Origin of the sequence: Nocardiopsis sp. NPDC006139, from assembly GCF_040614155.1 — a bacterium.
Taxonomy (GTDB): domain Bacteria; phylum Actinomycetota; class Actinomycetes; order Streptosporangiales; family Streptosporangiaceae; genus Nocardiopsis; species Nocardiopsis changdeensis.
In genome coordinates this window covers 137,365-160,112 of the sequence record NZ_JBEXTT010000007.1, presented here as the reverse complement: position 1 = coordinate 160,112, position 22,748 = coordinate 137,365, and the positions used below count along the sequence as shown (strand labels likewise).

Here is a 22,748-nt window from a genome sequence, read left to right as displayed (position 1 = left end):
GTGTGTCGGACACCGGCACACCCCCGACACGGTGTCCGAAAAGCCCGGACACCCCAAGCATAAGCTGGCCCCATGCTCGACGGGACCGTTTCCATCCCCCTGCTCCTCCTGCTCGGCGAGGCCGCGCGCACCGCGGGCGTCCCCGAGCACCTCGTCCGCGCCGAGACCGGGCCCGCCGCCACCGCCGACGAGGCCGCCCGCGCCCCCCTGCCCTCCCTGATCCGCCTGTGGGAGCACCTCGCCCACGCCCTCCCGCCCGGCCGGGCCGGAACCCACGTCGCCCACACCGCGGCCCTGGGCTCCCTCCCCGCCTGGGACTACCTGATCGTCAACGGCACCACCCTCACCGACGCCCTCACCCACAGCGCCCCCTACCACCAGGTCGTCACCGCCTCCGAGAAGGAGCTCGCCGTGCACACCCGGGGCGACGACCTCGCGGTGCGCTACCACACCGGCGAGGGGGACCCCCGCACCACCGCCGCCGTCCACGAGTACGTCCTCGCCTACTACCTGCGCCGGGCCCGCGAGGCCACCCGCACCGACCTCACCCCCCGGCGGGTGGCCTTCTCCCACCCGGCCCCCGCCGACCGCTCCGCCCTCGCCCGCGCCTTCGGCACCGCCGCCCTGGAGTTCGACGCCGGGGTGAACGAGCTCGTGTTCCGGGCCGAGGACGCCCACGCGCCCCTGCCCTCCGGCGACCCGCGCCTGGCCGAGCTCCTGCGCGGCCACGCCGGGATGCTGCTGTCCGCCGCCCACCCCCTCCCGGGCTGGCTGGACCTCTTCCGCACCGCCCTGGACGCCGAACTCGACCACGGGGCGCCCGCCCTGGGCGCCGTCGCCGGCCGACTGGCATCGAGCCCGCGCACCCTCCAGCGCCGGCTCGGCGAACACGGGACCACCTGGCGCGCGGAGGTCGACCGCGCCCGCCACGCGCGGGCCCGGCGACTGCTGTCCTCGGGACTGACCGCCGAGGCCGTCGCCGCCCGCCTGGGCTTCTCCGACGACCGCGCCCTGCGCAAGGCGTTCCACCGCTGGTCGGGGCACACCCCGGCACAGGAGCGCCGCGCGCTGGCGCGCCAGGACCGGTACGCGGCGCGTGCGGACCTGGGGACCGGGGCCGCCCGTCCCTAGGTTCGGAGGTGTCGCCGGGACAGGCCCGGCCCACCGGAACGAGGCACCCCATGACCGTCCGCACCCGCGAGATCCACCTGGCCGCCCGCCCGACCGCCGAGCCGGGCCCCGAGCACTTCGCCCTGGTGGAGACCGACCTCCCCGAGCCCGCCCCGGGCCAGGTCCTGGTCCGCAACACCTGGATGTCCGTCGACCCCTACATGCGCGGCCGGATGAACGACGCGCCCTCCTACATCCCGCCCTTCGAGATCGGCCGCCCCCTGGAGGGGAGCGCGGTCGGCGAGGTCGTCGCCTCCCGGGCCGAGGGGGTCCCGGTGGGCTCGACCGTCTCCCACTTCCTGGGCTGGCGGGAGCACTCGCTGCTCGACGCCGCCGGGGTCACGGTCCTGGACGCCACCCGGATCCCGGCCTCCGCCTACCTCGGCCCCCTGGGGACCACCGGCCTCACCGCCCACCTCGCGCTCACCGACACCGCCCCGGTCCGCCCGGGGGACACCGTGTACGTCTCGGCGGCCGCGGGGGCCGTGGGGAGCGTGGCCGCGCGGATCGCCCGCGACCTGGGCGCGGCCCGGATCGTCGGCTCCGCGGGCGGCCCGGACAAGACCCGGCTGCTGCTGGAGGAGTTCGGCTACGACGCCGCCTTCGACCGCCGGGGCGGCGACCTGGCCGCACGCCTGGCCGAGGCCGCACCCGACGGGGTCGACGTCTACCTGGACTCGGTCGGCGGCGACCACCTGGAGGCCGCCCTGTCGGTGATGAACCAGGGGGGCCGGGTGGCGCTGATCGGCGCGGTCGGCGACTACAACGACGCCGAACCCGCCCCGGGGCCGAACCTGTACCGGGCCGCCACCCGGGAGGTCACCCTGCGCGGCATGCTGGTGAGCAACCACCTGCACCGGTTCCCCGAGTTCCACGCCAAGGCGGTGCCGTGGCTGCTCGACGGCACCCTGCGCACCCGCGAGACCGTCCTGGACGGCCTGGAGAAGGCCCCGGAGGCCCTGCGCGGGGTCCTGGAGGGCGCCAACACCGGCAAGATGCTGGTCCGCCTGTGAACGCGGCCCCGCCGCGGGCGTCCCGGGCCTATCCGGGCGCCATGTCGACGAAGCGGCTGTAGTGGCCCTGGAAGGCCACGGTGACGTCCGCGGTGGGGCCGTTGCGGTGCTTGGCGACGATGATGTCCGCCTCGCCCGCGCGCGGAGACTCCTTGTCGTGCACGTCCTCGCGGTACAGCAGGATCACCATGTCCGCGTCCTGCTCGATGCTGCCCGATTCGCGAAGGTCCGATACTTGTGGGCGTTTGTCGGTGCGCTGTTCGGGGCCTCGGTTGAGCTGGGAGAGCGCCACCACGGGCACCTCCAGCTCCTTGGCCAGCAGCTTGAGCGACCGGGACATCTCCGAGACCTCCTGCTGGCGGCTCTCCACCCGGCCGGGCGAGCTCATCAGCTGGAGGTAGTCGACGATGACCAGCTTGAGGTCGTGCTGCTGCTTGAGCCGCCGGCACTTGGCCCGGATCTCCATCATCGACATGTTGGGCGAGTCGTCGATGAACAGGGGCGCGTTGGCCACCTCGCCCATCCGCCGGGCCAGGCGCGCCCAGTCGTCGTCGGTCATCAGGCCCGACCGCATGGTGTGCAGCGGCACCCGAGCCTCCGCCGAGAGCAGGCGCATGACGATCTCGTTGCGCCCCATCTCCAGGCTGAAGAAGACCGCGGTCATGTCGTGCTTGATCGACGCCGCCCGCGCGAAATCCAGAGCCAGGGTGGAGTTGTGCGTGGGCACCATGGCCTTCGTGGCCAGGAACAGGTGGTCGGGATGGTCCACCTGGACGCAACGGACCGGAACGCTGTCGATGGGACGTACCTGCGTGACGAACCTGGAGCCGATCCGCGCGTAGCCGCGCCCGGCCCCGCGGGTGCGGTGCGCCTCCTGCTTGCGTGAGAGGCGGAAGACCTCGCGTTCGGACCCGAAGGTGACCGTGTAGCAGGTGGAGGAGGCCTCGGTGCGCCCCTTGACCCGTCGTGTCGACATACCGGTGCGGTACCCGAGCCCGTGCGCCAGCTCGCGGAAGTCGTTCGCCAGCCGTTCGTCGGTCACCGCGAACTGGATCGACCCGCTGGCGTTGACCGTGCCGTCGGAGTCCAGCAGCCCGGCCAAGAGCGCCCGCCGCTGCTCCACCGAGGCCCGCAGGTACTCCATGGGGATGTGCTTGTTCCCGAGCACCCCCAGGGTCCTCAAAAGCGCCTGGACGCTCCCGCGGTGCCGGGTGCACTCACGGCAGCGCAGGCGCCCGCTCATGGGGCTCCCGCAGTCCGGGCAGGGGGACTCCGGGACCGGGTCGGAGACGAACCTCGCCCTTCCGCCGCAGGACCGCCCGCAACTGCGCACGTGCGGAAGGGCGGGGACGAATTCCTGCCCGCACACCACGCAGGCCCGCGCCTCGGGGTCCTCCTGGGGGAGGCGGACGCTGTAGGCGAGACGGCCCGCCGGCTTGGTCACCAGCCCTTCGGCCTCGATATTGAGGAGGACCTCCGGGTCGGCGGTCGTGATCCGGGCGGCGTCGGTGGCCCCGTCACCCAGCCAGACGCCGAGGAAGTAGGGCGGGAGCGGCAGTTCCCGCTCGGGCAGCTCCAGTGGTCCGGCGTTGGCGACCGAGTGGTTGAGGCGGGCGTCGGCGGTGGACAGCCGCAGGGTGCGGGCGATCTCCCTGGTGGTCCGCACCTCGGGAAGGGTCCGCGGGGCGCCCCCCGAGCGGGCGGCCTCTCGGGCGGCGCGGCGCGATGCCCGGGTGTGGGTGAGCCACTGGTGCTCGGCGTCGGCGACAACGGTGGTCCCGTCGTCGAACACCACCTCGTAGCAGGGGCGCCCGGTCATCACCTCGGTCGCCGCCACCACACGGGTGGGTGTCCCGTCCGCGGCCAGCAGTTCGTCTCCCACCCGGACCGCGCCCATGGTCGTCCACCCCTGGGGGGTGGGCAGCGGGGTGTCCAGGGCCAGGGCCTTCCCGACGGCGGGGCGGGCGGCGATGATGATCATCTGGCCGGGGTGGAGGCCGTTGGTGAGGGCGTCGAAGTCGGCGAACCCGGTGGGGACGCCGGTGAGGGTGCCGTCGTGGGAGGAGATGGCCTCGATCTCGTCCAGGGCGCCGGGCATGATGTCGGCGAGGGGGACGTAGTCCTCGCCGGTGCGCTTCTCGGCGACCTTGTAGATCTCGGCCTGGGCGTGGTCGACGAGGTCGTCGACCTCGCCGTCGCCCGCGTAGCCGATCTGCGCGATGCGGGTGCCGACCTCGACCAGGCGGCGCAGCACGGCGCGGTCGGAGACGATCTTGGCGTAGTAGCCGGCGTTCGCCGCGGTGGGGATGGCGTTGGTGAGGGTGGTCAGGTAGAGCGCGCCGCCGACGCGGGCGGACTCGCCGCGCTTGGTCAGCTCGGCGTTGACGGAGACGATGTCGACCGGCTCGCCGCGGGAGAACAGGTCGACGATGGCGTCGTAGATGATCTGGTGCGCCGGCCGGTAGAAGTCCGCGGAGCGGATGATCTCCACGACCTGGGTGATGGCGTCCTTGGAGATGAGCATGCCGCCCAGGACGCCCTGCTCGGCCTGGATGTCGTGGGGTGGCGTGCGCTCGTATCCGCCTTCTTCGGGTGGCTGCTCAGCGACGCTCACGAACAATCTCCCCTGGGCCGTGCTCCACCGGCCCCGGGTCGGGACCGACCCTTCCAGGATGCCTCATGGAACGCGCCGGGGAGGCCGCGGGCGGAGCCGTCCACAGGCTCGATAGCACCCGTTCGCCCGAGTCCGCAGGGGTTTCACCGACCCGTTGTGCACATAACCTGTGGATAACTTTGCGCACGACCCCTGTCACCAGTGTTGACCTGCGAAAACACGCTTCGATACGGGGTGTGCAAGATGTCTCACAGAGCCGATTTCCACAAGTTATCCACAGGCATCCCGAGACCTGTGGACAACTTCACCCTCCCAGGGGAACGCCTGTCCGATAGCGTGGACCGGTCATGCCCAGACCGCTCTCCGCCGCCCCGTTCCGGCACCGCCACGACCGCGAGATCTTCGCCCTGGCGATCCCCACGTTCTTCGCCCTCGTCAGCGAACCCCTGTTCCTGCTGACCGACTCCGCGATCGTCGGCACCCTGGGCACCTCGGCCCTGGCCGGGCTGGGCATCGCCGGCCAGGTGCTGCTCACCCTGGTGGCCGTCTGCATCTTCCTCGCCTACGGCACCACCGCGGCCGTCGCCCGCAAGTTCGGCGCGGGGGACGTACCCGGGGGCATCCGGGACGGGATCGACGGCCTGTGGCTCGCCGTGCTGCTCGGCGCCGCGGCGATCGCGATCGGCTGGCCGCTCGGGCCCGCCATGGTGGACCTGCTGGGGGCCTCTCCCGAGGTCGCCCCCTACGCCCTGGTCTACCTGCGCGTCAGCCTGCTGAGCACGCCGTTCCTGCTCATCGTCATGGCGGGCACCGGTGTGCTGCGCGGCCTCCAGGACGCCCGCACCCCGCTGGCCGTCGCGGTCGCGTCCTTCCTGGGCAACGCGCTGCTGTGCGCGGTGTTCGTGCTGGTCCTGGACTGGGGCATCGCCGGTTCGGCGTGGGCGACGGTGATCGCCCAGGGCGGCGGGGCGTTCTGGTACGTGGCGGTGATGGTGCGCCGCGCCCGGAGCGAGGGGGTGTCGCTCGCGCCGTCGGCGGCGGGCCTGCGCGCCTCGGCCTCGGCCGGGTTCGCGCTGTTCCTGCGCAGCGTCTCGATGCGCGTGGTGGCGCTGGTGACCGTGGCGGTGGCGGCCCGGCTCGGCGACGCGTCGGTGGCCGCCCACCAGGTCTCGCACAACATCTGGGCGCTGCTGGTGTTCGCCATGGACGCGATCGCGATCGCCGGGCAGGCGATCGTCGGCCGCTACCTGGGGGCGGGCGACGTCCGCGGGACCCGGGACGCCACCCGCCGCATGGTCGAGTGGGGCGTGATGCTGGGCACGGCCTTCACCCTGCTGGTGCTGCTGGTCCTGCCGTGGGCGTGGATCCCGTTCACCTCGGACCCGCAGGTGCGCGTGCTCATCACCGCGTCCCTGGTCGTGGTGGCCCTGCTGCAGCCGCTGAGCGGGGTGACCATGGTGCTCGACGGAGTGCTGATGGGCGCCGGGGACCAGCGCTACCTGGCCTGGGCCTCCCTGTGGACGATGCTGGCCTTCCTGCCGTTCGCCCTGGTGGTGCCGCCGCTCGGGCTGTCCGCCACCGGGGGGATCGTGGCCCTGTGGGTCGCCTACGGGATCTGGATCCTGGCCCGTGCGGTCGCCCTGGGGCACCGGGCCCGGGGCACGGCCTGGCTGGTCACCGGCGCGTCCAGGCCCTGACCCGGCCCTGCCCGGGAGTTCCGGCGGGGCGGAAGTCCCGGGGCGCCGGGGTCAGAGGGAGACGTCGAGCTCGCCGACCGCCGGACCGTGGTAGAAGGTGGCCACCCGCTCCGAGGACGGGGTGTCCGGGAAGGTCGGCAGCTGTTCCAGGGAGATCTCGACCCCGGTGACCCGGCCCAGGTGGGAGAGCTGTTCCCGGAGCCGGGAGGCGACGTCCCTGCGCAGGTCCGGGAGCATGGAGTAGAGCTTGTCCCCCGGGCAGTTGGTGGAGTTGTAGTCGCGGTGGCCGACGATGGCCTCCTGCGGGTCCAGCCGGTAGACCAGGCACAGCCAGGCGCAGGTGTCCACCAGGGAGCGCATGAGCGCGGCCGGCGGGGTCGCCGTGCTGTAGGTGCCCTCGTTCTCGATGCCGATGGTGTGCGAGTTGTGGTCGGCCGTGTGCGCGCCGATCACGTGGTGGCCGTCGCCGATGGCCTGGAGGGTGCGGTCGCGGCCCTCCATGATGTGCCCGCCGCGGCTGATGGTGAGCTGCTGCCCGGTGTCGCTCCACCCGTTGTGGTCCATGTGGTATCGCTGGATGGAGCGGGACAGCGAGGCCGCGTGGGCGGTGGAGGTGTCGGAGACGTTCCCGGTGGCGGTGTGGTGCACGACGATGTGGGTCGGCCCCTTCCCCAGGACCTCGATGCGGTTCTTGGGGGCCCTGGCCTTCCAGTCCGTGCGGGTGTACACCTTGGGCCTGGCCGCGACCAGCGCGCCTGTGGCGGGGGTGAGCCCGGCCAGCCCGCCGAGCAGCACGCCCCCGGCGGCCAGTGCGGTGCCCCTCAGGACCGTCCTGCGGTCGGGTAGGTGCTCCGGTCGTCCGTTCATCGGCCCGTCGTCCTCTCTGTCCTGGGCGTCACGCGACACCGACACAGAGAACACGATAGATTACAAAGAGTAGCCAAAGGGTGGCTTTCGGTGACCACCGGCGTGTTGCCCCCGAACGGGACCGGCCCCGCACCTCGAAGGAGGTGCGGGGCCGGTTCGCACGAGCGCGAACGCCTCGGCTCAGACGCCGACGACGTCCAGCTTGATCGTGGCGACGACCTCGGGGTGCAGGCGGACCTGGACCTTGTGGGCGCCGGCCGACTTGATCGGGGTCTTGACCTCGATGCGGCGCTTGTCCAGCTGCGGGCCGCCGGAGGCCTGGACGGCCTCGGCGATGTCCGCCGGGGTGACCGAGCCGAAGAGGCGGCCACCCTCGCCGGCGCGCTGCTTGAGGCGCACGGTGAGCGCGTTGACCTGGCCGGCGACCTGCTTGGCCTCGTCCAGGGTCCGGATGTCGCGCGCGGCGCGGGCGCGCTGGATCAGGTCGATCTGCTTCTGGCCGCCGCGCGTCCACCGGATGGCGAACCCGCGGGGAAGCAGGTAGTTGCGGCCGTAGCCGTTCTTCACCTCGACGACATCGCCGGGGGCTCCGAGACCGTTGACCTCGTGGGTCAGGATCAGCTTCACGACAAAAACCTCCCTCGGAGAATCCCCGCTAGCGAGCGGTGCTGGTGTAGGGCAGCAGGGCGACCTCGCGCGCGTTCTTGATCGCGGTGGCGACGTCGCGCTGGTGCTGGGTGCAGTTACCCGTCACGCGGCGGGCGCGGATCTTGCCGCGCTCGGAGATGAACTTGCGGAGAAGCGTGGTGTCCTTGTAGTCGATGTAGGACTGCTTCTCCTGGCAGAAAAAGCAAACCTTCTTCTTGGGCTTGCGCGCTGCCGGCTTCGCCATCGTGGTGCTCCTTCGCAAGAGCCCCGGGTTCCTCCCGGGGATGGTCTGAGGACATGTGAACAGTGACTCGGCGCCCTGGGGCGCCGGGTCGGGGTGTCGCGCCTACGGCACGGGGCCGCGGCGCGGACGCTCGGCTAGAACGGCGGGTCGTCGGAGAAACCGCCGCCGAAGCCGCCGCCTCCGCCACCGCCGCCGTTGTTGGCCCACGGGTCGTCGTTGGCGGGGCCGCCGCCGCGGTTGCCCTGCTGGCCGCCGCCGAAGCCGCCGCCCTGGTTCCCGTAGCCGCCGCCACCCTGCTGGGGCTGGCCGCCACCGAAACCACCGCCGCCGCCCCCGCCGAAGCCGCCGCCCCCGCCGCCCTGGCGCTGCGTCTTGGTCACCTTGGCGGTGGCGCTGCGCAGGGCCGGGCCGACCTCGTCGACGTCGACCTCGAAGACGGTGCGCTTCTCACCCTGCTGGGTGTCGTAGGAGCGCTGCTTGAGGCGCCCCTGGACGATCACGCGCATACCGCGCTGGAGGCTCTCCGCGACGTTCTCCGCGTACTGCCGCCACACGGTGCAGGTGAGGAACATGGACTCGCCGTCCTTCCACTCCCCCGACGCGCGGTCGAAGGTGCGCGGCGTCGAGGCCACGCGGAAGTTGGCGACAGCGGCTCCACTCGCCGTGAAGCGCATCTCAGGATCGTCGACCAGGTTGCCGACGAGCGTGATCTGGGTTTCGCCTGCCATGAGGGCTCCGGTTCGGGGTAGATCGGGTCAGGCGGTTTCGCCTGCTCCCCTGATCATCCGTCCTTCCACCGACAGAAATCAGCGGAATCGGGCGATCCGGGGAAGGGGGCCGCGGCCGGGGGGCCGCTAGTGGACCTCGGGCCGGATGACCTTGGTGCGGAGCACGGCCTCGGCGATGCCGAGCTGGCGGTCGAGCTCCTTGACCGTGGCGGGCGTGGCCGTCAGGTCGATCACGGCGTAGATGCCCTCGGGGTTCTTCTCGATGTCGTAGGCGAGCCGACGCTTGCCCCAGATGTCGACCTTCTCGACCGAGCCGCCGTCGTTGCGCACGACGGACAGGAAGTTCTCCAGCGACGGGGCGACGGTGCGCTCGTCGAGGTTGGGGTCGAGGATGACCATGATTTCGTAACGACGCATCGGCGTACGTTCCTCCTCTGGACTGTCGCGGCCATGGAATCTCCATGGCAGGAGGGCAGGAGCCCGCGGTGTCCCGCTCGTGGCGGCGGGGGCGCGGGCTCAGAGCCATACGGGAACCAAGGCTACCAGCAGCACGGGACCGGAATCGGCGGCCGCTTCCCCGGCCGCGGCCCCCGCCGGACGCGCGGAGGGGCCGGTGCGCGATGCGCACCGGCCCCCCACCTCCGGGTCCCCGGAAGGGTCAGTCGTCGCGGGTGCCCAGGATGGTCACCCGGCCGTTGTTGTCCTGGCCCTGTCCGGGACGCCAGCCGCCGTTGTCCTCTTCCCCCTCCGTGTGGCAGGGGTCGGTGATCGGACGGCTCGCGCAGTCGTCCGGCGGAGTCGGTTCGCCCGTCTCGTCGTCACAGTCCCAGGGGAAGGTGCAGTCGGGAGGCGTCTCGAAGCCCTCGCAGTTGGGGTTGTTCGGATCGATGTTGTTCGGGTCGCACGGGACGTCGCTGGGCTCCTCGCTCGGCTCCTCGCTGGGCTCCTCGCTGGGCTCCTCCGAGGGCGAGGGGTCCGGGCTGGGCGTGGGCGCGAAGTTCTGGTCCGTGCCCACGTTCGCGGCCGGCGGGAAGTTCTGCGGCTCCAGCTCCATGATGTCCACGGCCTGGACCATGAACTCGCGCCACACGGTGGCCGAGGTGCTGCCACCGAAGACCTCGCTGTTGGAGATGCCCTCGAACTCCAGTCCCGTATTGGCGTCCGCCCGGCTGAGGCCGACCGCCACCGACAGCTGGGGCACGTAGCCGACGAACCAGGCCGAGATGGCGCCCGAGGAGGTACCGGTCTTGCCCGCGACCGGGCGGCCGTCGGGCAGCGCGGCGTTGGTGCCACCGCCGTTGGTGACGACCTGGGTCAGGGCGAAGGTGACGTCGGCCGCGACCTCGGCGGACATGGCCCGGGTCCCGGTCTCGATCAGGTCCTGGTCGTTGGGGAAGATCTCGGTACCGTCGCTGGTGGTCACCTTGGTGACCATGTGCGCCGGCCGGTGCACCCCGTCCGCGGCGAAGGTCGCGTAACCGGTGGCCTGGTCCAGGGCGCTGACCTGGTGGGTGCCCAGCGCGATCAGCGGCCCCTGGGTGGAGGTCGTGGTCTGCTCCTCGTCCACACCGGCGGCGACGGCCATCTGGTCCACGGCGGCCGGCGTCACCTCGACGGCGAGCTGCACGTACGGGGTGTTGTAGGAGTTCGCGGTGGACTCGACGAGGTCGACCGCGCCGTGGTCCTGCAGGTCGGCGTTCTGGACCGGGCTGGCCAGCCCTTCGAACTCCTGCGGCGAGTCGCCGTTCATCAGCGTGCGGAGGCTGATGTTCTGGCTGAGCGCCGTGGCGAGCACGTAGGGCTTGTACGACGAGCCCGCCTGGGTGCGCTCCACCAGGGACTGGTTGAGCTGGACGCCCACGTCCTCGCCGCCGCGGAAGGCGACGATCTCGCCGGTGGCGGGGTTGATCGCGGTCAGGCCCTTGCGGGTGTCCTCCGGGTGTCCGGGCAGGGTGTCGAACGCGGTGTAGGCCGCGTCCATGAGCTCGGGGTTGAGGGAGGTCTCCACCCGGTACCCCTGGGTGGCGATCTTGTCGGCGGTGAGGTCGTAGCGCTCGACGAGCTCGGTGACGACGGCGTCGCGGACGTAGCCGGGCTTGGGGTCGAACTCCTCCTCGGTCCCTTCCTCCTCGGCCTCTTCCTCCTCGCCTTCGGCGCTGGGGCCCCACTGGGTCGTGTCGGGGATCGCCAGGGCGTCGGCCTCGCTCTTGGGCATGCCGCGGTCGGGGTTCTCCTCGTACATGGCCGCCAGCTGCCTCTGCACGTAGGGCCAGCGCTCCTCTTTGAGGTACGTCTCGGTCCAGGGCCCCAGCTCCGAGTTCTCGAAGTTGGAGGGCATCTGGATGATGATCCCCAGGTAGGCGCCCTCGGCCGGGTCGAGCTCCGACACGCTCTTGTCGAAGTACTGGCGGGCCGCCATCTCGATCCCCATGGCCTGGCGGCCGAAGTAGATCGTGTTGACGTAGCGCTCGAGGATCTCCTCCTTCTCCATCCGCTGGCCGAGCTTGATGGAGATGAAGATCTCGCGGATCTTGCGCTCGATGGTGCCGTAGCCCTCGAGGTCGCTGTAGTAGTTGCGGGCCATCTGCTGGGTGATGGTGGAACCGCCGCCGACCTCGCCCCGGTAGAACAGGGCGCGTCCGATACCCGTGATGCTGATGCCCGGGTCCTCGAAGAACGTGTGCTGCTCGGCGGCGAGGATGCCGTCGATGACGTGCGGCGGGATCTCATCGTACGAGACCTCGATGCGACGGACCTCGCCCGTGGTGACCGCGACGTCGCCGGTCTCCCAGAAGATCTGGGTGGCCGACATCTCCGCGTCGGCCTTGGCATCGAGGTCCCCCGGGTCGGGAGCCTGCGCGTACAGGAACGCGAAGACCGCCACGCCGCCGATGATCATCAGGCCGAACGCGGCCAGCGCGGGCTTCCACGCCTTGGCGAAGAACCGCTTCCACCAGGGGCGGTCGTCCGGCTCGTCCTCGCCGCCGCGGCGCCGGCGTCCTCCGCCGGATCCGCCGCGTCCGCCACCGCCGGCGGCCGCACGGCGGCGGCCGCCCTCGGAGCGGGCGCCGTGCTCGCGCTCGCGCGGGTCGCGCGGGCCGTCGGGACGGCGCCGGCCGCCGGGGCGGGACGCGTCCTCGGGCGGACGGCGCCGCCGCTGGCCCTCGGCCCGGGCGCCGTGCTCGGCGTCCTCGGGACGGCGGCGGGGGCGCTCGCCGTCGGCGGGCGGGCGGCGCCGCTGCCCCTCCGGAGCGCCGCGCCGGCCGCCCTCGCGGCCGCGCGGGTCGTCCTCCGGGGGCCTGCGGCGCTGTCCGCCCTCGGGGCGCCGCGGGCGCTCGCCCTCGGCCCTCCGGCGGCCGCCGCGGCCTTCGGATCCCATGTCATCGGCCGGGGGGCGGCGCCGGGGGCGCTCCTCCTCCCCCCAGAAACCGTTGTCCGCTTCCGGGGATCGGCGCCCTCCGGCACGTTGTTCCCTGGGCGGCGGGCCGTCGGCCCTCCGCCTCCCGCCGTTGCCCCCGGCGCCGCTCGCCGGGCCCTCGGCCCGGCGACGGCCGCCGCCGGCATCCCGTCGTCGTTCGGTACTCACGTGGTCCTCGATTGCCTTTCACGGCCGGTCGGCCTGACGATTCCTTGGTGGAACGGGGGGCGGTCCCCCTGGGGGATCGGTGGTCCGCGACCTGTTCCGCGGTGACCGGCGCGGGGTCGGGCCGGTGGTCCGGCCCCGCCACTGTCGCCTGTGCTTCAAGGCTTGATAAAGGGACGCCCCGCCGGGGGCGAAGGTTTTCAACAGGTCGCGAAGACGTTGGCCGCTGCATCCTCCTGGTCGTTGGCCCGTAGGGACTCCGGTCCCTTCGGAGGCGACCGGCGTGGACGCCCGTCCCTGGCCGGGTCGGGGGCTCTACCGGCTTTCACGCGCAAATCACAGGTCACGTTAAAGCGATGGGACGGTATAGCACAACCCACGCGCGAGGGTACCCCGTGCGACAGAACACTCCGTCACCGGCGGTGGATCGCCCTCCGTCGTGACTGCTCAACGCGCGGAAACCGAACACCGGTGGCCTTTCTGCGCGCAGGGGCGGGGGGCGACGGCGCAGGCAGGGCGGATGTGTGACATTTCGCGCGCGGTGCGCGGGTGCGGCCGACGGCACGGAGGGTCACGGGCGAATCCGGAACGACCGTGTCACCTTGGGTGACATGCGGTTCTCCAGATGACCGAAGATAGAGTCATACACGAACAAAACAGTCGGAGCCACACGTTCCATCGCCCGTCCGGCGTCCGGGCGGGAACAGAAACACCGTGCGAGCCGCTGAGCACTTACGGAGAACGAACGCGGAACGCCGCCACCCCCGCCGGCCACGGAAACGGGGGTGCCGTCGTGCGCCGTGGCATCCATGTTCGCGAGCAAGAAGGAGCAAGGACCAATGGGTTCGGTACGTGTAGCCGTCGTGGGCGTCGGCAATTGCGCGGCGTCGCTCGTCCAGGGCGTGCACTACTACAAGGACGCCGACCCCGGCTCTCGGGTACCTGGCCTGATGCACGTCCAGTTCGGCCCGTACCACGTGCGCGACATCGAGTTCGTCGCCGCCTTCGACGTGGACGCCAAGAAGGTCGGCCACGACCTGGCCGACGCCATCGTCGCCAGCGAGAACAACACGGTCAAGATCTGCGACGTGCCGCCCACCGGCGTCACCGTCATGCGCGGACCCACCTACGACGGGCTGGGCAAGTACTACCGCGAGATGATCCAGGAGTCCCCCGAGGACGCCGTGGACGTCGTCGCCGCCCTCAAGCACAGCAAGGCCGACGTCCTCGTCTCCTACCTCCCCGTGGGGTCGGAGGAGGCCGACAAGTTCTACGCCCAGTGCGCGATCGACGCCGGCGTGGCCTTCGTCAACGCCCTGCCCGTGTTCATCGCCTCCGACCCCGAGTGGGCGGCCAAGTTCACCGAGGCCGGGGTGCCGATCATCGGCGACGACATCAAGTCGCAGGTGGGTGCCACCATCACCCACCGGGTGCTGTCCAAGCTGTTCGAGGACCGCGGCGTCATCGTCGACCGCACCTACCAGCTGAACTTCGGCGGCAACATGGACTTCAAGAACATGCTCGAGCGCGAGCGCCTGGAGTCCAAGAAGATCTCCAAGACCCAGTCGGTCACCTCCCAGATCCCGCACGAGCTCAACGCGGGCGCCGTGCACATCGGCCCCTCGGACCACGTGCCGTGGCTGGACGACCGCAAGTGGGCGTACGTGCGCCTGGAGGGCCGCGCCTTCGGCGACGTGCCGCTGAACCTGGAGTACAAGCTGGAGGTCTGGGACTCCCCCAACTCCGCCGGGATCATCATCGACGCGGTGCGCGCGGCCAAGATCGCCAAGGACCGCGGCATCGGCGGCCCGATCGACGCCCCCTCCTCCTACTTCATGAAGTCGCCTCCCGTGCAGTACAGCGACTCCGAGGCGCACGACGCGGTCGAGCGCTTCATCGCGGGCGAGTAGCCCCGGCCGGGGTCCGCCCGGGGCCGGCCCGGCCCCGGGCACGCCCTACCCTGGTGGCGTGTCCTTCTTCGGCGATCTGCGCACCGTGCTGCGGGGCTCCCGGTTCCGACGGCTCTTCGGCACGCGACTGGTCTCGCAGTTCTCCGACGGGGTCTACCAGGCGGGCCTGGCCGGCTTCGTCTTCTTCAACCCCGAGCAGCACACGGGGGCGGCCGCCGTGGCGGCGGCCTTCGCGGTGCTGCTCCTGCCGTTCTCGGTGGTGGCGCCGTTCGCCGGGGTGCTCATCGACCGGTGGCCCAGGCGCCAGGTCCTGCTGCTGTCCGCCCTGGCCAAGGCCGCGCTGGCGGTGGTCAGCGCGGTGGTCGTGGCCGGGGGCGAGAGCCCGGCCTTCTTCGTCGCGGCGCTGCTGGTGCTGAGCGTCAACCGCTTCTTCCTGTCCGGGCTGTCCGCGGGCCTGCCGTACGTGGTGCCGCGCGAGCAGCTCATGATGGCCAACGCCGTCACCCCCACCTGCGGGACCGTGGCCAGTTCGCTGGGCACCGGGGTCGGGCTGGGCCTGGGGGTGCTGGGCGGCACCGGCTCGGCCGGGGCCGCCGCGATCCTGGTGGCGGCCGCGGCGGGGTTCGCCGCCGCCGGGCTGGTCTCCCTCTCCCTGGGCCGCCGGGAGCTGGGACCGCATTTGGAGCGCGAGCCCGAGGAGGTGCGCGCCGCGGTGGGGAGCGTGGTGCGCGGGATGGTCGCCGGGGTGCGGCACATCTGGTCGCGGCCGCCCGCCCGGGACGCGCTGGGCACCATCGGCCTGCACCGGGTGCTGTTCGGGATCTCCTCGCTGATGACGCTGCTGCTGTACAACAACACGTTCACCGGCGGCGGGGTGGCGGGCCTGGCCGGGTTCTCGGTGTCCGCCGGGGTGCTGGCGGTCGGGTTCTTCCTGGGCGCGGTGGCCACGCCGTGGGCGACGGAGCGGATGTCGCCGGGGGCGTGGATCGGGCTCCAGCTGCTGGTGGCGGCGGTGGTGCTGGCGGTGTTCGCGCTGCCGTTCTCGTCCGCGCTGTTCCCGGTGGCGGCGTTCGTGCTGGGGTTCGTGTCCCAGGGCGTGAAGGTCACCGTCGACACGCAGGTACAGCGATATGTCGACGACGCCTTCCGCGGGCGCGTGTTCTCCGTGTACGACGTGCTTTTCAACGCGACGTTCGTGCTGGGCGCGGGGCTGGCCGCCGCACTGGTGCCGCCCTCGGGCCTGGGGACCGCGGTGGTTGTCGGCATGGTCGCCGTCTACCTGGCCGCCGGTCTGGCCTGGGTGCTCCGGGAGCGCCGGGCCGCCTCCCCCGCCCCCGCCTCCTAAGGGGTCACGGGGTGGCGTCCCTTGGTCGACGTGTCGACCTGTTCCCGTGTCGTCCTGTAGACGGACAGGCCTCGGGAGCGGTAGTTGGCGAGCGCGTGCTCGCCGTCCAGGGAGCAGGTGTGCAGCCACACCCGGCGGGTGGGCTCGCGGCCGGGCAGCCGGTCGGCCAGGTCCCAGGCGCGGCGCAGGGTGAGCGTGAGCATGTGGCCGCCCAGGCCGCGGCCGAGGAACCCGGGCAGCAGGCCGAAGTACACGACCTCGACCGCGCCGTCGGGCTGGGCCTCCAGCTCCGTGTACCCGGCGGGGGCGCCGTCGAGGTAGAGCACCCAGGTCTCCAGGCCGGGGCGGTCCACCCAGTCCCGCCACTGCCGGTCGGTCCAGGGCAGGCGGTCGGTCCACTGCCAGTCGCCGCCGACCCGCTCGTACAGGAAGCGGTTGAACGCGGGGCTGGGGATCCCGACCCGGTCGAACCGTACGTCGCCGCCGGGGTCCCGCGCGGGGCGCAGCCCGCCGGGGTCGGTCGTCTCCAGGTACCAGGTGGTCAGGCTCATCGGGCCAGTGTCAGGCCCGGTCCTCCGCCCCCGCAATGACGGGCGTCACCCCCAGGGCGTCCGTGGCCGGCCGGCCCCTGAGCGGGCTGGAGTAGACGACGTTGGTGGTGACGGACCCCATCACCGCGACGCGGGCGACGACCTCCTCCAGGTGGCGCATCGACCGGGCCACGGTCTTGAGCAGGAAGCAGTCCTCCCCGGTGATGTGGTGGGCCTCCAGGATCTCGGGGGTGGTGGCCAGCAGGTCGTGGAAGGGCCGGTAGTTGCCGTTGGGGTAGGCCAGCCGGATGAAGGCGGTCACGGCGAACCCCAGCCGCTCGGGGTCGACGACCGCGGAGTAGCCGGAGACCACCCCGGCGGCCTCCAGCCGGCGCACCCGCTCGGCGACGGCGCTGGCGGACATGGACACCGCCCGGGCCAGCTCGGCGTACCCGGCCCGGCCGTCGGCCTGGAGGGCGGCGAGCAGGCGCAGGTCGGTCTCGTCCAGTGATACGTCGGTCATGGGAGGGATATACCGTGCGATCCACGGTGAGGACAAGGAGGGGCCGTGGATCGCGCCTGTCCGGGCGGGGCGCCCGGATCTAGCCTTGTCGACATGACGACTTCACGCTTCGCCGACCCCGAGTCGGCCGTGGCCCACTTCTCCGCCCGCCTGGGCCTGTACACCGACGTGTCCGACGTGCGGGCGGCACTGGCCTCGGGCGAGCCCGGCTTCACCCTCGTCGACACCCGCGCCCGCGTCGCCTGGGACCAGGGGCACGTCCCGGGGGCGGTGCACCTGCCCCGCGCGGAGATCGCCGAGCGGGCCGCGGCGCTGGTCGACCCGGACCTGCCGGTGGTCGTGTACTGCTGGGGGCCGGGCTGCGACGGCGCCGCCAAGGGCGCGCTGGAGTTCGCCCGCCTGGGCCGCCGGGTCAAGGAGATGGTGGGCGGCATCGAGTACTGGATCCGCGAGGGGTTCGAGGTCGAGACCGCGTCCGGTGTCGAGCGCTCCCCGGTCGACCCGCTCACCGCCCCGGTCCACTCCCCCGTCTGCGCCTGCTGACCCGCGACCCGCCGCCGGTCCGCGGCACCGCGGGGCTCCGAGCGGGAGGCGTGTCGACATGTCCCCACAGAGACTGATCGATCAGTGACCATCTCACTACTTGCTGTAGTGTCCGGGCCAAGGATGTCTAGTCACGGAGAGATGGTGTGCCATGAACGGTGCTCTGGGGATCGGAGCCCCCTCCAGCGCCTTCGGCCGGCGCGGAGTGGCCAAGCGGATCGGGGCCGTCTCGCGGCACCTGCCCGTCCGCGGGGACCGGCTGCTCGACGTCGGCTGCGGTGACGGGACCTACACCGTCGAGCTGGCCGAGGGGTACGTCCGGGTCGACGCGATCGACCTGGAGCCGCAGCGGCTGGACATGTTCGCCGAGCGGATCGCCGGGAGCCCGCTGGAGGACCGGATCGGCGTCCACAAGATGTCGGCGGACTCGCTGGCGTTCGACCCCAACACCTTCGACCGCGTCACCGCGTTCGAGGTGGTCGAGCACGTCGAGGACCTGGAGGGGGCGCTGGCGGAGATCCACCGGGTCCTCAAGCCGGGCGGGGCGTTCTCGCTCACCACCCCCAACCGGTGGTTCCCCTTCGAGACCCACGGGGTGCTGTGGGGCGGGCACCGCCGGTCGGCGCTGACCGCGCCGTTCCTGCCCTGGGTGCGCCCGCTGCACGAGCGGATGTCCGACGCGCGCGCGTTCACCACCCAGGAGATGGGGCGGCTGCTGCGCGGCGCCGGCCTGCGGGTGCGGGCGATCGACTACCTGATGCCGCCCTTCGACCGCCGCCCGCGCCCCCTCCAGTCCGTCTCGGACGGCCTGGAGGGAACGCCGCTGCGCGTGTTCGGGATGGCCATGGCCGTCACCGCGGTCAAACCCGGCCGCTGACCCCGGCGCCGGGCGCCCTCAGGACGACAGGTGCTCGGCGGCCCAGGCGCGCAGCGCCTCGGTCGCGGCCTCCTTCTCCATCGGGCCGTTCTCCAGGCGCAGTTCCAGGAGGTAGCGGTAGGCCTTGCCGATCTCCGGCCCCGGCTTGAGGCCGAGGATCTCCTGGATCTCGTTGCCGTCCAGGTCGGGCCGGATGCGGTCCAGCTCCTCCTGTTCGGCGAGGGCGGCGATGCGCCGCTCGATGTCGTCGTAGGAGCGGGCCAGCGCCGCCGCCTTGCGCCGGTTGCGGGTGGTGCAGTCGGCCCGGGTGAGGATGTGCAGCCGCTCCAGCAGCGGCCCGGCGTCGCGGGCGTAGCGGCGCACCGCGGAGTCGGTCCACTCGCCCTTGCCGTACCCGTGGAAGCGCAGGTGCAGGGCGACCAGGGACGACACGTCGGACACGACGTCCTTGGGGAAGCGCAGCGCGGTGAGGCGCTTGCGGCTCATGGACGCCCCCACCACCTCGTGGTGGTGGAAGGTCACCCGGCCGGCCCCCTCGAAGGCCCGTGTCTTGGGCTTGCCGATGTCGTGCAGCAGCGCCGCCAGGCGCAGCACCAGGTCGGGCTCGTGCCCGCGGGCGTGCTCCAGCTCGATGGCCTGGTCCAGCACGGTGAGCGAGTGCTCGTAGACGTCCTTGTGCCGGTGGTGCTCGTCGATCTCCAGCCGCAGCTTGGGCAGCTCGGGCAGTACGTGGGGCGCGATGCCCAGGTCGACCATCAGCCCCAGGCCCCGGCGCGGGTCCGGGCTGAGCATCAGCTTGGTCAGCTCGTCGCGGACGCGCTCGGCGGAGACGATGGTCAGCCGCTCGGCCATGTCCCGGGCCGCGTCGGCGACCTCCGGGGCGAGGTCGAAGCCGAGCTGGGCGGCGAACCGCACCGCGCGCATGATGCGCAGCGGGTCGTCGCTGAAGGAGTCCTCCGGCTTGCCCGGGGTGCGCAGCACCCCGGCCCGCAGGTCGGCGAGGCCGCCGAAGGGGTCGACGAACTCCCCGGCGGGCAGGCGCACCGCCATGGCGTTGACCGTGAAGTCGCGGCGCAGCAGGTCGCCCTCGATGTCCGTGCCGTAGGCCACGTCGGGCTTGCGGGACTTGGGGGAGTACGACTCGCTGCGGTAGGTGGTGATCTCCAGCTGGAGGTTCTTCTTGCGCACGCCGACGGTGCCGAAGTCGATGCCGACGGTCCACACGGAGTCGGCCCAGCCGTCGACCAGCTCCAGCACCCGCTGGGGCACCGCGTCGGTGGTGAGGTCGATGTCGTGGGAGGGTCTGCCGAGGAGCGCGTCCCGGACCGGGCCGCCGACCAGGGCCAGCTCCCGCCCGTGCTCGGCGAACCGCCCGCCGAGTTCGTCGGAGACGGGTCGGGCCGACTCGACCAGCGCGGCTATGGCGGACAGCTGCGCAGGGGTCGGCGCACCCGCCGCGGTCGGCATGGCGTCGTTCTCACTCGAAGACTCTGTGTTCGGCACACAACGCAGGTTAGGCGGCCCCGCGGGCAAACCGCGAATCGTTTGCGGGCGTACCGGGGGAGGCCGCGCGGGGTGCGGAACGGCCGCCGAACGCGGTGTACGCGCCCGTTCGGCGGGTGTCGTCCCCGCCGCGACACGTCGCGCGGAGGTCCTCGCCAGAGCCGGGGTGTGAGGGAGACGGTATCTTCAGGTGCAGTGGTGGGACGCCCTTGCCTTCTCCGCGCCCGCCCGACCCGCGAACGCCGTGCGCGCCGTGCGGGCACCCCGACCGTTCCCGCCCCTTGTCGATCCCCGGCGGAACGGCCACCTGGACCCGAATCAGGAAACCGGTCAAGCGTTGCGTCGAATCACCTCCGTGCCGGTGGTCATGGCCCTGGCCACCGCGCTGCTTCCGTTCCCGGCCATGTCCGCGCAGGCCTCGGCCCCGGCCGAACCGGCCGATGACACCGAGCCGCTCGTCGTCGAGCGGATCACGCCGGACGCCCTCGACGAGGACGCCACCCTCCGCGTCTCGGGCGAGGTGGTCAACACCACGTCGGACAGCCTGCACGACGTCACCGTCCGCATGCGCTACTCGAGCCACCCGTTCGCGGACCGCGCGGCCATGGACGCGTTCGGCCCCGACGGCGACTGGCGGCCCGACGCGCCCGGGCCCGACGACGAGATCACCGCGGAGCTGCCGCCCGGCACCAGCCAGACCTACACGCTGAGCGTGCCGGCGGAGGACCTGAACCTGGGCTCGTACGGCGTCTACCCGCTGGTGATCGAGGCGGTCGACGGCGACGGCACCGTGATCGGCACCCAGTACACCTTCCTCCCCTACGTCGGCGACGGGGAGGACGTCCCCTCCGTCGACATCGCCTGGGTGTGGCCGCTGATGGCCCCGCCCCAGCGGGCGGACGACGACACCTTCCTCGGCGACGGGCTGGCGGCGACCGTCACCGAGAACGGCCGGCTGGGCCGGCTGCTGGCGGCCGGAGCCCAGGCCCCCCTGTCCTTCGAGCCGGGCGACGAGGACCTCGTCGAGCTGCTCGGCCTGGACCCCGACACCCCGGCCCCGGAGACCCCGCCGGAGGCGACCGCCGAGGAGACCGCCGAGACCGTGCCCGAGGCCTCCGCCTCGGAGGAGGACGACGCCGGGACGGGCGAGAACGAGGAGGAGCCGGAGGAGGCCGAGGCCGAGGAGCCGGCCCCGACCCGCACCGAGGGGGTCCCCGTCACCTGGGCCGTCGACCCCGGCACCCTCGACGACATCCTGCGCCTGGCCGCCGAGGAGCACGAGGTCGTCACCGACCCGCTGGCGGTGCCCGCCGAGTCCGGGCCCGCGCGGGAGACCGCCCAGGCGAACGTGGCCGCGCAGGTGTGGCTGCGCGAGGCCCGCGCGGCGCTGGCCCTGGACACCGTGGTGGCCACCCCCTACGCCTCCCCCGACCTGGCCGCGCTGCTCCGCAACGAGATGGACGGCGACGCCGAGGCGTCGGTCGGGATCGGCCGCGAGGCGGTGGAGACGGCGCTGGGGCTGTCCGCGGACGAGCGCTTCGCCCTGCCCGCCGGAGGCCTGATGGACGGCCCCGTGCGCGAGCTGCTCGCCGAGCAGGGCGCCACCCGCTTCCTCCTGTCGGAGGACGCGATGCCCCCGCAGACCTGGCTCCAGACGACCCCCACCGCCCAGGCGCCGCTGTCCGGGGGCGGGGACTCCGACGAGGAGCCCTTCGCCCTGGTGGCCGACGAGGGCATCACCGACGTGCTGTCCATGCCCACCGACACCCCGGGCGGCACCGCCCTGGCGCTCCAGCGGTTCGCCGCCGAGACCGCGATGATCGCGGGCGAGAACGCCGGGGGCGACCGCGTCGTGGTCGCCTCCCCCGAGCCCGGCTGGGACCCGTCCCGCGAGTTCGCCGACGGCGTGCTGGCCGCCAGCGACGACCTGCCCTGGCTGTCCCCGGAGCGCCTGGAGGACGTCGAGCTGCCCGCCTCCGGCGAGCGGGAGGACACCCGCGCCCCGCTCGACTACCCGGACTCCGCGGCCGAGGCCGAGCTCGGCTCCACCTACCTCGGCCTGGTCGAGGACGTCAGCCGGGACGTGCGGATGTTCAACAGCGTCCTGGTGGAGGACTCCGACCCGTTCCGCCCGGCCCTGATCCGCCTGGAGTCCGTGTACTGGCGCGAGGAGGAGGCCCTGGCGGGCGCCACCCGCGGGCTGGTCATGGACGAGGTCGACGACGGCCTGTCAGCGGTGCGCATCATCCCCGGCGAGGACGTCACGCTGGCCAGCCGGACCGGGATCACCGGCATCCTCGTCGCCAACGACCTGGAGGACGAGGCCGTCTACGTGCACCTCTCGGTGTACTCCGAGAACGCCGAGCGGTTGAGCATCGGCGAGTACAACACCCACTTCGAGATCGACCCCGGCGCCAAGACGACGGTGTACGTACCGCTGTCGGCCCGGATCAACGGGCGCACGGTGGTGCACGCGAGCCTGCACAACTCCGCCGGCGAGCCGATCAACAGCCAGGACGTCCAGCTGCCGGTGAACGCCACCGGCCTGGGGACCCAGGCGCTGCTGATCAGCGGTGTGGGCGCCCTGATCCTCGTCGCCGCGCTGGCCCCGCGCGCCCTGCGCAAGTGGGTGGCCCGCCGGAGCCGGGCCGCCGCGGCGGAGGAGGCCGCGGGCGGCCCCGCGGAGGCCGAGGACACGGAGGACACCGGGCGGTCCGAGGGGACCGGCGCGTCCGAAGGGCCCGAGAAGCCCGCGGGACCCGGGACGCCCGCCGGGCCGGGGGACGCCGGAACCGACGGTCCCGGAGCGCCCTCTCAGAACGACGGGGAGCCCGACGACACCACGACGGCCGCCGGGGACGCACCGTCCGCGCGCGGCGAAGGGGCGTGAGCCCCGCTCCCCCGTCGACACGGCGCCCTGCCGACAAGGCGCCGTGTCGACACATCCGCACAT

General features: G+C 72.5%; 18 protein-coding genes. 8 read left to right on the top strand and 10 right to left on the bottom strand.

From position 1 onward, the window contains the following. Nucleotides 1-72: 72 nt before the first annotated feature. Together ABZ249_RS11445 and ABZ249_RS11440 are read left to right on the top strand one after the other, a co-directional pair. A complete protein-coding gene (locus tag ABZ249_RS11445; RefSeq protein ID WP_355260595.1) occupies nucleotides 73-1,131 on the top strand; it encodes an AraC family transcriptional regulator ligand-binding domain-containing protein in 1,059 nt (352 codons plus the stop codon). 50 nt (nucleotides 1,132-1,181) lie between these two features. After that, nucleotides 1,182-2,183, top strand: a complete 1,002-nt coding sequence (locus ABZ249_RS11440; RefSeq protein ID WP_355260593.1) for an NADP-dependent oxidoreductase — start codon at nucleotides 1,182-1,184, stop codon at nucleotides 2,181-2,183. A gap of 28 nt (nucleotides 2,184-2,211) precedes the next feature. Here the strand turns inward: ABZ249_RS11440 and dnaB are convergent, their stop codons facing one another. Continuing rightward, the gene (gene dnaB, locus ABZ249_RS11435; RefSeq protein WP_355260590.1) at nucleotides 2,212-4,797 is read right to left on the bottom strand and encodes a replicative DNA helicase; all 2,586 of its coding nucleotides are present in this window, start codon (nucleotides 4,795-4,797) and stop codon (nucleotides 2,212-2,214) included. Nucleotides 4,798-5,144: 347 nt separating this feature from the next. On the opposite strand from dnaB, the gene ABZ249_RS11430 reads away from it, so the two are divergent. Then, complete coding sequence (locus tag ABZ249_RS11430; RefSeq protein ID WP_355260587.1) at nucleotides 5,145-6,494, top strand: MATE family efflux transporter; 1,350 nt, start codon at nucleotides 5,145-5,147, stop codon at nucleotides 6,492-6,494. Nucleotides 6,495-6,545: 51 nt separating this feature from the next. On the opposite strand, the gene ABZ249_RS11425 is transcribed toward ABZ249_RS11430, so the two are convergent. The 6 genes from ABZ249_RS11425 to ABZ249_RS11400 form a co-directional block, all read right to left on the bottom strand. After that, nucleotides 6,546-7,361, bottom strand: a complete 816-nt coding sequence (locus tag ABZ249_RS11425; protein ID WP_355260580.1) for a peptidoglycan recognition family protein — start codon at nucleotides 7,359-7,361, stop codon at nucleotides 6,546-6,548. A 180-nt stretch (nucleotides 7,362-7,541) separates the two neighbouring features. Continuing rightward, nucleotides 7,542-7,988 (bottom strand): 50S ribosomal protein L9, encoded by a 447-nt coding sequence (gene rplI / locus ABZ249_RS11420; protein WP_355260577.1) that lies wholly within the window; start codon nucleotides 7,986-7,988, stop codon nucleotides 7,542-7,544. A gap of 28 nt (nucleotides 7,989-8,016) precedes the next feature. Further along, the gene (gene rpsR, locus ABZ249_RS11415) at nucleotides 8,017-8,253 is read right to left on the bottom strand and encodes a 30S ribosomal protein S18 (RefSeq protein WP_073381321.1); all 237 of its coding nucleotides are present in this window, start codon (nucleotides 8,251-8,253) and stop codon (nucleotides 8,017-8,019) included. A 134-nt stretch (nucleotides 8,254-8,387) separates the two neighbouring features. Then, on the bottom strand, nucleotides 8,388-8,981 hold the full coding sequence (locus ABZ249_RS11410) for a single-stranded DNA-binding protein (RefSeq protein WP_220563977.1): 594 nt from the start codon (nucleotides 8,979-8,981) through the stop codon (nucleotides 8,388-8,390). Between the two features lie 126 nt (nucleotides 8,982-9,107). Beyond that, nucleotides 9,108-9,398, bottom strand: coding sequence for a 30S ribosomal protein S6 (gene rpsF, locus ABZ249_RS11405; protein WP_220563978.1), 291 nt, complete (start codon nucleotides 9,396-9,398; stop codon nucleotides 9,108-9,110). A gap of 241 nt (nucleotides 9,399-9,639) precedes the next feature. Next, nucleotides 9,640-12,360, bottom strand: coding sequence for a transglycosylase domain-containing protein (locus ABZ249_RS11400; protein ID WP_355260573.1), 2,721 nt, complete (start codon nucleotides 12,358-12,360; stop codon nucleotides 9,640-9,642). Nucleotides 12,361-13,403: 1,043 nt separating this feature from the next. Here ABZ249_RS11400 and ABZ249_RS11395 point away from each other — a divergent pair. Both ABZ249_RS11395 and ABZ249_RS11390 read left to right on the top strand, forming a co-directional pair. After that, the gene (locus ABZ249_RS11395; RefSeq protein ID WP_355260570.1) at nucleotides 13,404-14,474 is read left to right on the top strand and encodes an inositol-3-phosphate synthase; all 1,071 of its coding nucleotides are present in this window, start codon (nucleotides 13,404-13,406) and stop codon (nucleotides 14,472-14,474) included. Nucleotides 14,475-14,532: 58 nt separating this feature from the next. Then, on the top strand, nucleotides 14,533-15,819 hold the full coding sequence (locus tag ABZ249_RS11390) for an MFS transporter (RefSeq protein WP_355260567.1): 1,287 nt from the start codon (nucleotides 14,533-14,535) through the stop codon (nucleotides 15,817-15,819). On the opposite strand, the gene ABZ249_RS11385 is transcribed toward ABZ249_RS11390, so the two are convergent. Next, the gene (locus ABZ249_RS11385) at nucleotides 15,816-16,370 is read right to left on the bottom strand and encodes a GNAT family N-acetyltransferase (protein WP_355260564.1); all 555 of its coding nucleotides are present in this window, start codon (nucleotides 16,368-16,370) and stop codon (nucleotides 15,816-15,818) included. The two genes, ABZ249_RS11390 and ABZ249_RS11385, sit on opposite strands and share 4 nt — an antisense overlap. Nucleotides 16,371-16,380: 10 nt before the next feature. Further along, nucleotides 16,381-16,872, bottom strand: coding sequence for an Lrp/AsnC family transcriptional regulator (locus ABZ249_RS11380; RefSeq protein ID WP_355260561.1), 492 nt, complete (start codon nucleotides 16,870-16,872; stop codon nucleotides 16,381-16,383). A 93-nt stretch (nucleotides 16,873-16,965) separates the two neighbouring features. On the opposite strand from ABZ249_RS11380, the gene ABZ249_RS11375 reads away from it, so the two are divergent. Then, the gene (locus tag ABZ249_RS11375) at nucleotides 16,966-17,415 is read left to right on the top strand and encodes a rhodanese-like domain-containing protein (protein WP_355260558.1); all 450 of its coding nucleotides are present in this window, start codon (nucleotides 16,966-16,968) and stop codon (nucleotides 17,413-17,415) included. A gap of 151 nt (nucleotides 17,416-17,566) precedes the next feature. Continuing rightward, nucleotides 17,567-18,292 (top strand): class I SAM-dependent methyltransferase, encoded by a 726-nt coding sequence (locus tag ABZ249_RS11370; RefSeq protein WP_355260555.1) that lies wholly within the window; start codon nucleotides 17,567-17,569, stop codon nucleotides 18,290-18,292. Between the two features lie 18 nt (nucleotides 18,293-18,310). Here the strand turns inward: ABZ249_RS11370 and ABZ249_RS11365 are convergent, their stop codons facing one another. After that, nucleotides 18,311-19,759 (bottom strand): CCA tRNA nucleotidyltransferase, encoded by a 1,449-nt coding sequence (locus ABZ249_RS11365; RefSeq protein ID WP_355261031.1) that lies wholly within the window; start codon nucleotides 19,757-19,759, stop codon nucleotides 18,311-18,313. Nucleotides 19,760-20,150: 391 nt separating this feature from the next. Between ABZ249_RS11365 and ABZ249_RS11360 the strand changes: the two genes are divergently transcribed. Then, nucleotides 20,151-22,685 carry a DUF6049 family protein gene (locus ABZ249_RS11360; protein ID WP_355260552.1) on the top strand — a complete coding sequence of 845 codons (2,535 nt, stop codon included), beginning with the start codon at nucleotides 20,151-20,153 and terminating at the stop codon, nucleotides 22,683-22,685. Nucleotides 22,686-22,748: the final 63 nt, after the last annotated feature.

Bases quoted from the DNA above. Each gene is read 5' to 3' on its own strand.
- ABZ249_RS11445 (WP_355260595.1), top strand. From the start codon at position 73: ATGCTCGACGGGACCGTTTCCATCCCCCTGCTCCTCCTGCTCGGCGAG.
- ABZ249_RS11440 (WP_355260593.1), top strand. From the start codon at position 1,182: ATGACCGTCCGCACCCGCGAGATCCACCTGGCCGCCCGCCCGACCGCC.
- ABZ249_RS11430 (WP_355260587.1), top strand. From the start codon at position 5,145: ATGCCCAGACCGCTCTCCGCCGCCCCGTTCCGGCACCGCCACGACCGC.
- ABZ249_RS11425 (WP_355260580.1), bottom strand. From the start codon at position 7,361: ATGAACGGACGACCGGAGCACCTACCCGACCGCAGGACGGTCCTGAGG.
- rpsR (WP_073381321.1), bottom strand. From the start codon at position 8,253: ATGGCGAAGCCGGCAGCGCGCAAGCCCAAGAAGAAGGTTTGCTTTTTC.
- ABZ249_RS11410 (WP_220563977.1), bottom strand. From the start codon at position 8,981: ATGGCAGGCGAAACCCAGATCACGCTCGTCGGCAACCTGGTCGACGAT.
- rpsF (WP_220563978.1), bottom strand. From the start codon at position 9,398: ATGCGTCGTTACGAAATCATGGTCATCCTCGACCCCAACCTCGACGAG.
- ABZ249_RS11400 (WP_355260573.1), bottom strand. From the start codon at position 12,360: ATGGGATCCGAAGGCCGCGGCGGCCGCCGGAGGGCCGAGGGCGAGCGC.
- ABZ249_RS11395 (WP_355260570.1), top strand. From the start codon at position 13,404: ATGGGTTCGGTACGTGTAGCCGTCGTGGGCGTCGGCAATTGCGCGGCG.
- ABZ249_RS11385 (WP_355260564.1), bottom strand. From the start codon at position 16,370: ATGAGCCTGACCACCTGGTACCTGGAGACGACCGACCCCGGCGGGCTG.
- ABZ249_RS11380 (WP_355260561.1), bottom strand. From the start codon at position 16,872: ATGACCGACGTATCACTGGACGAGACCGACCTGCGCCTGCTCGCCGCC.
- ABZ249_RS11375 (WP_355260558.1), top strand. From the start codon at position 16,966: ATGACGACTTCACGCTTCGCCGACCCCGAGTCGGCCGTGGCCCACTTC.
- ABZ249_RS11370 (WP_355260555.1), top strand. From the start codon at position 17,567: ATGAACGGTGCTCTGGGGATCGGAGCCCCCTCCAGCGCCTTCGGCCGG.
- ABZ249_RS11365 (WP_355261031.1), bottom strand. From the start codon at position 19,759: ATGCCGACCGCGGCGGGTGCGCCGACCCCTGCGCAGCTGTCCGCCATA.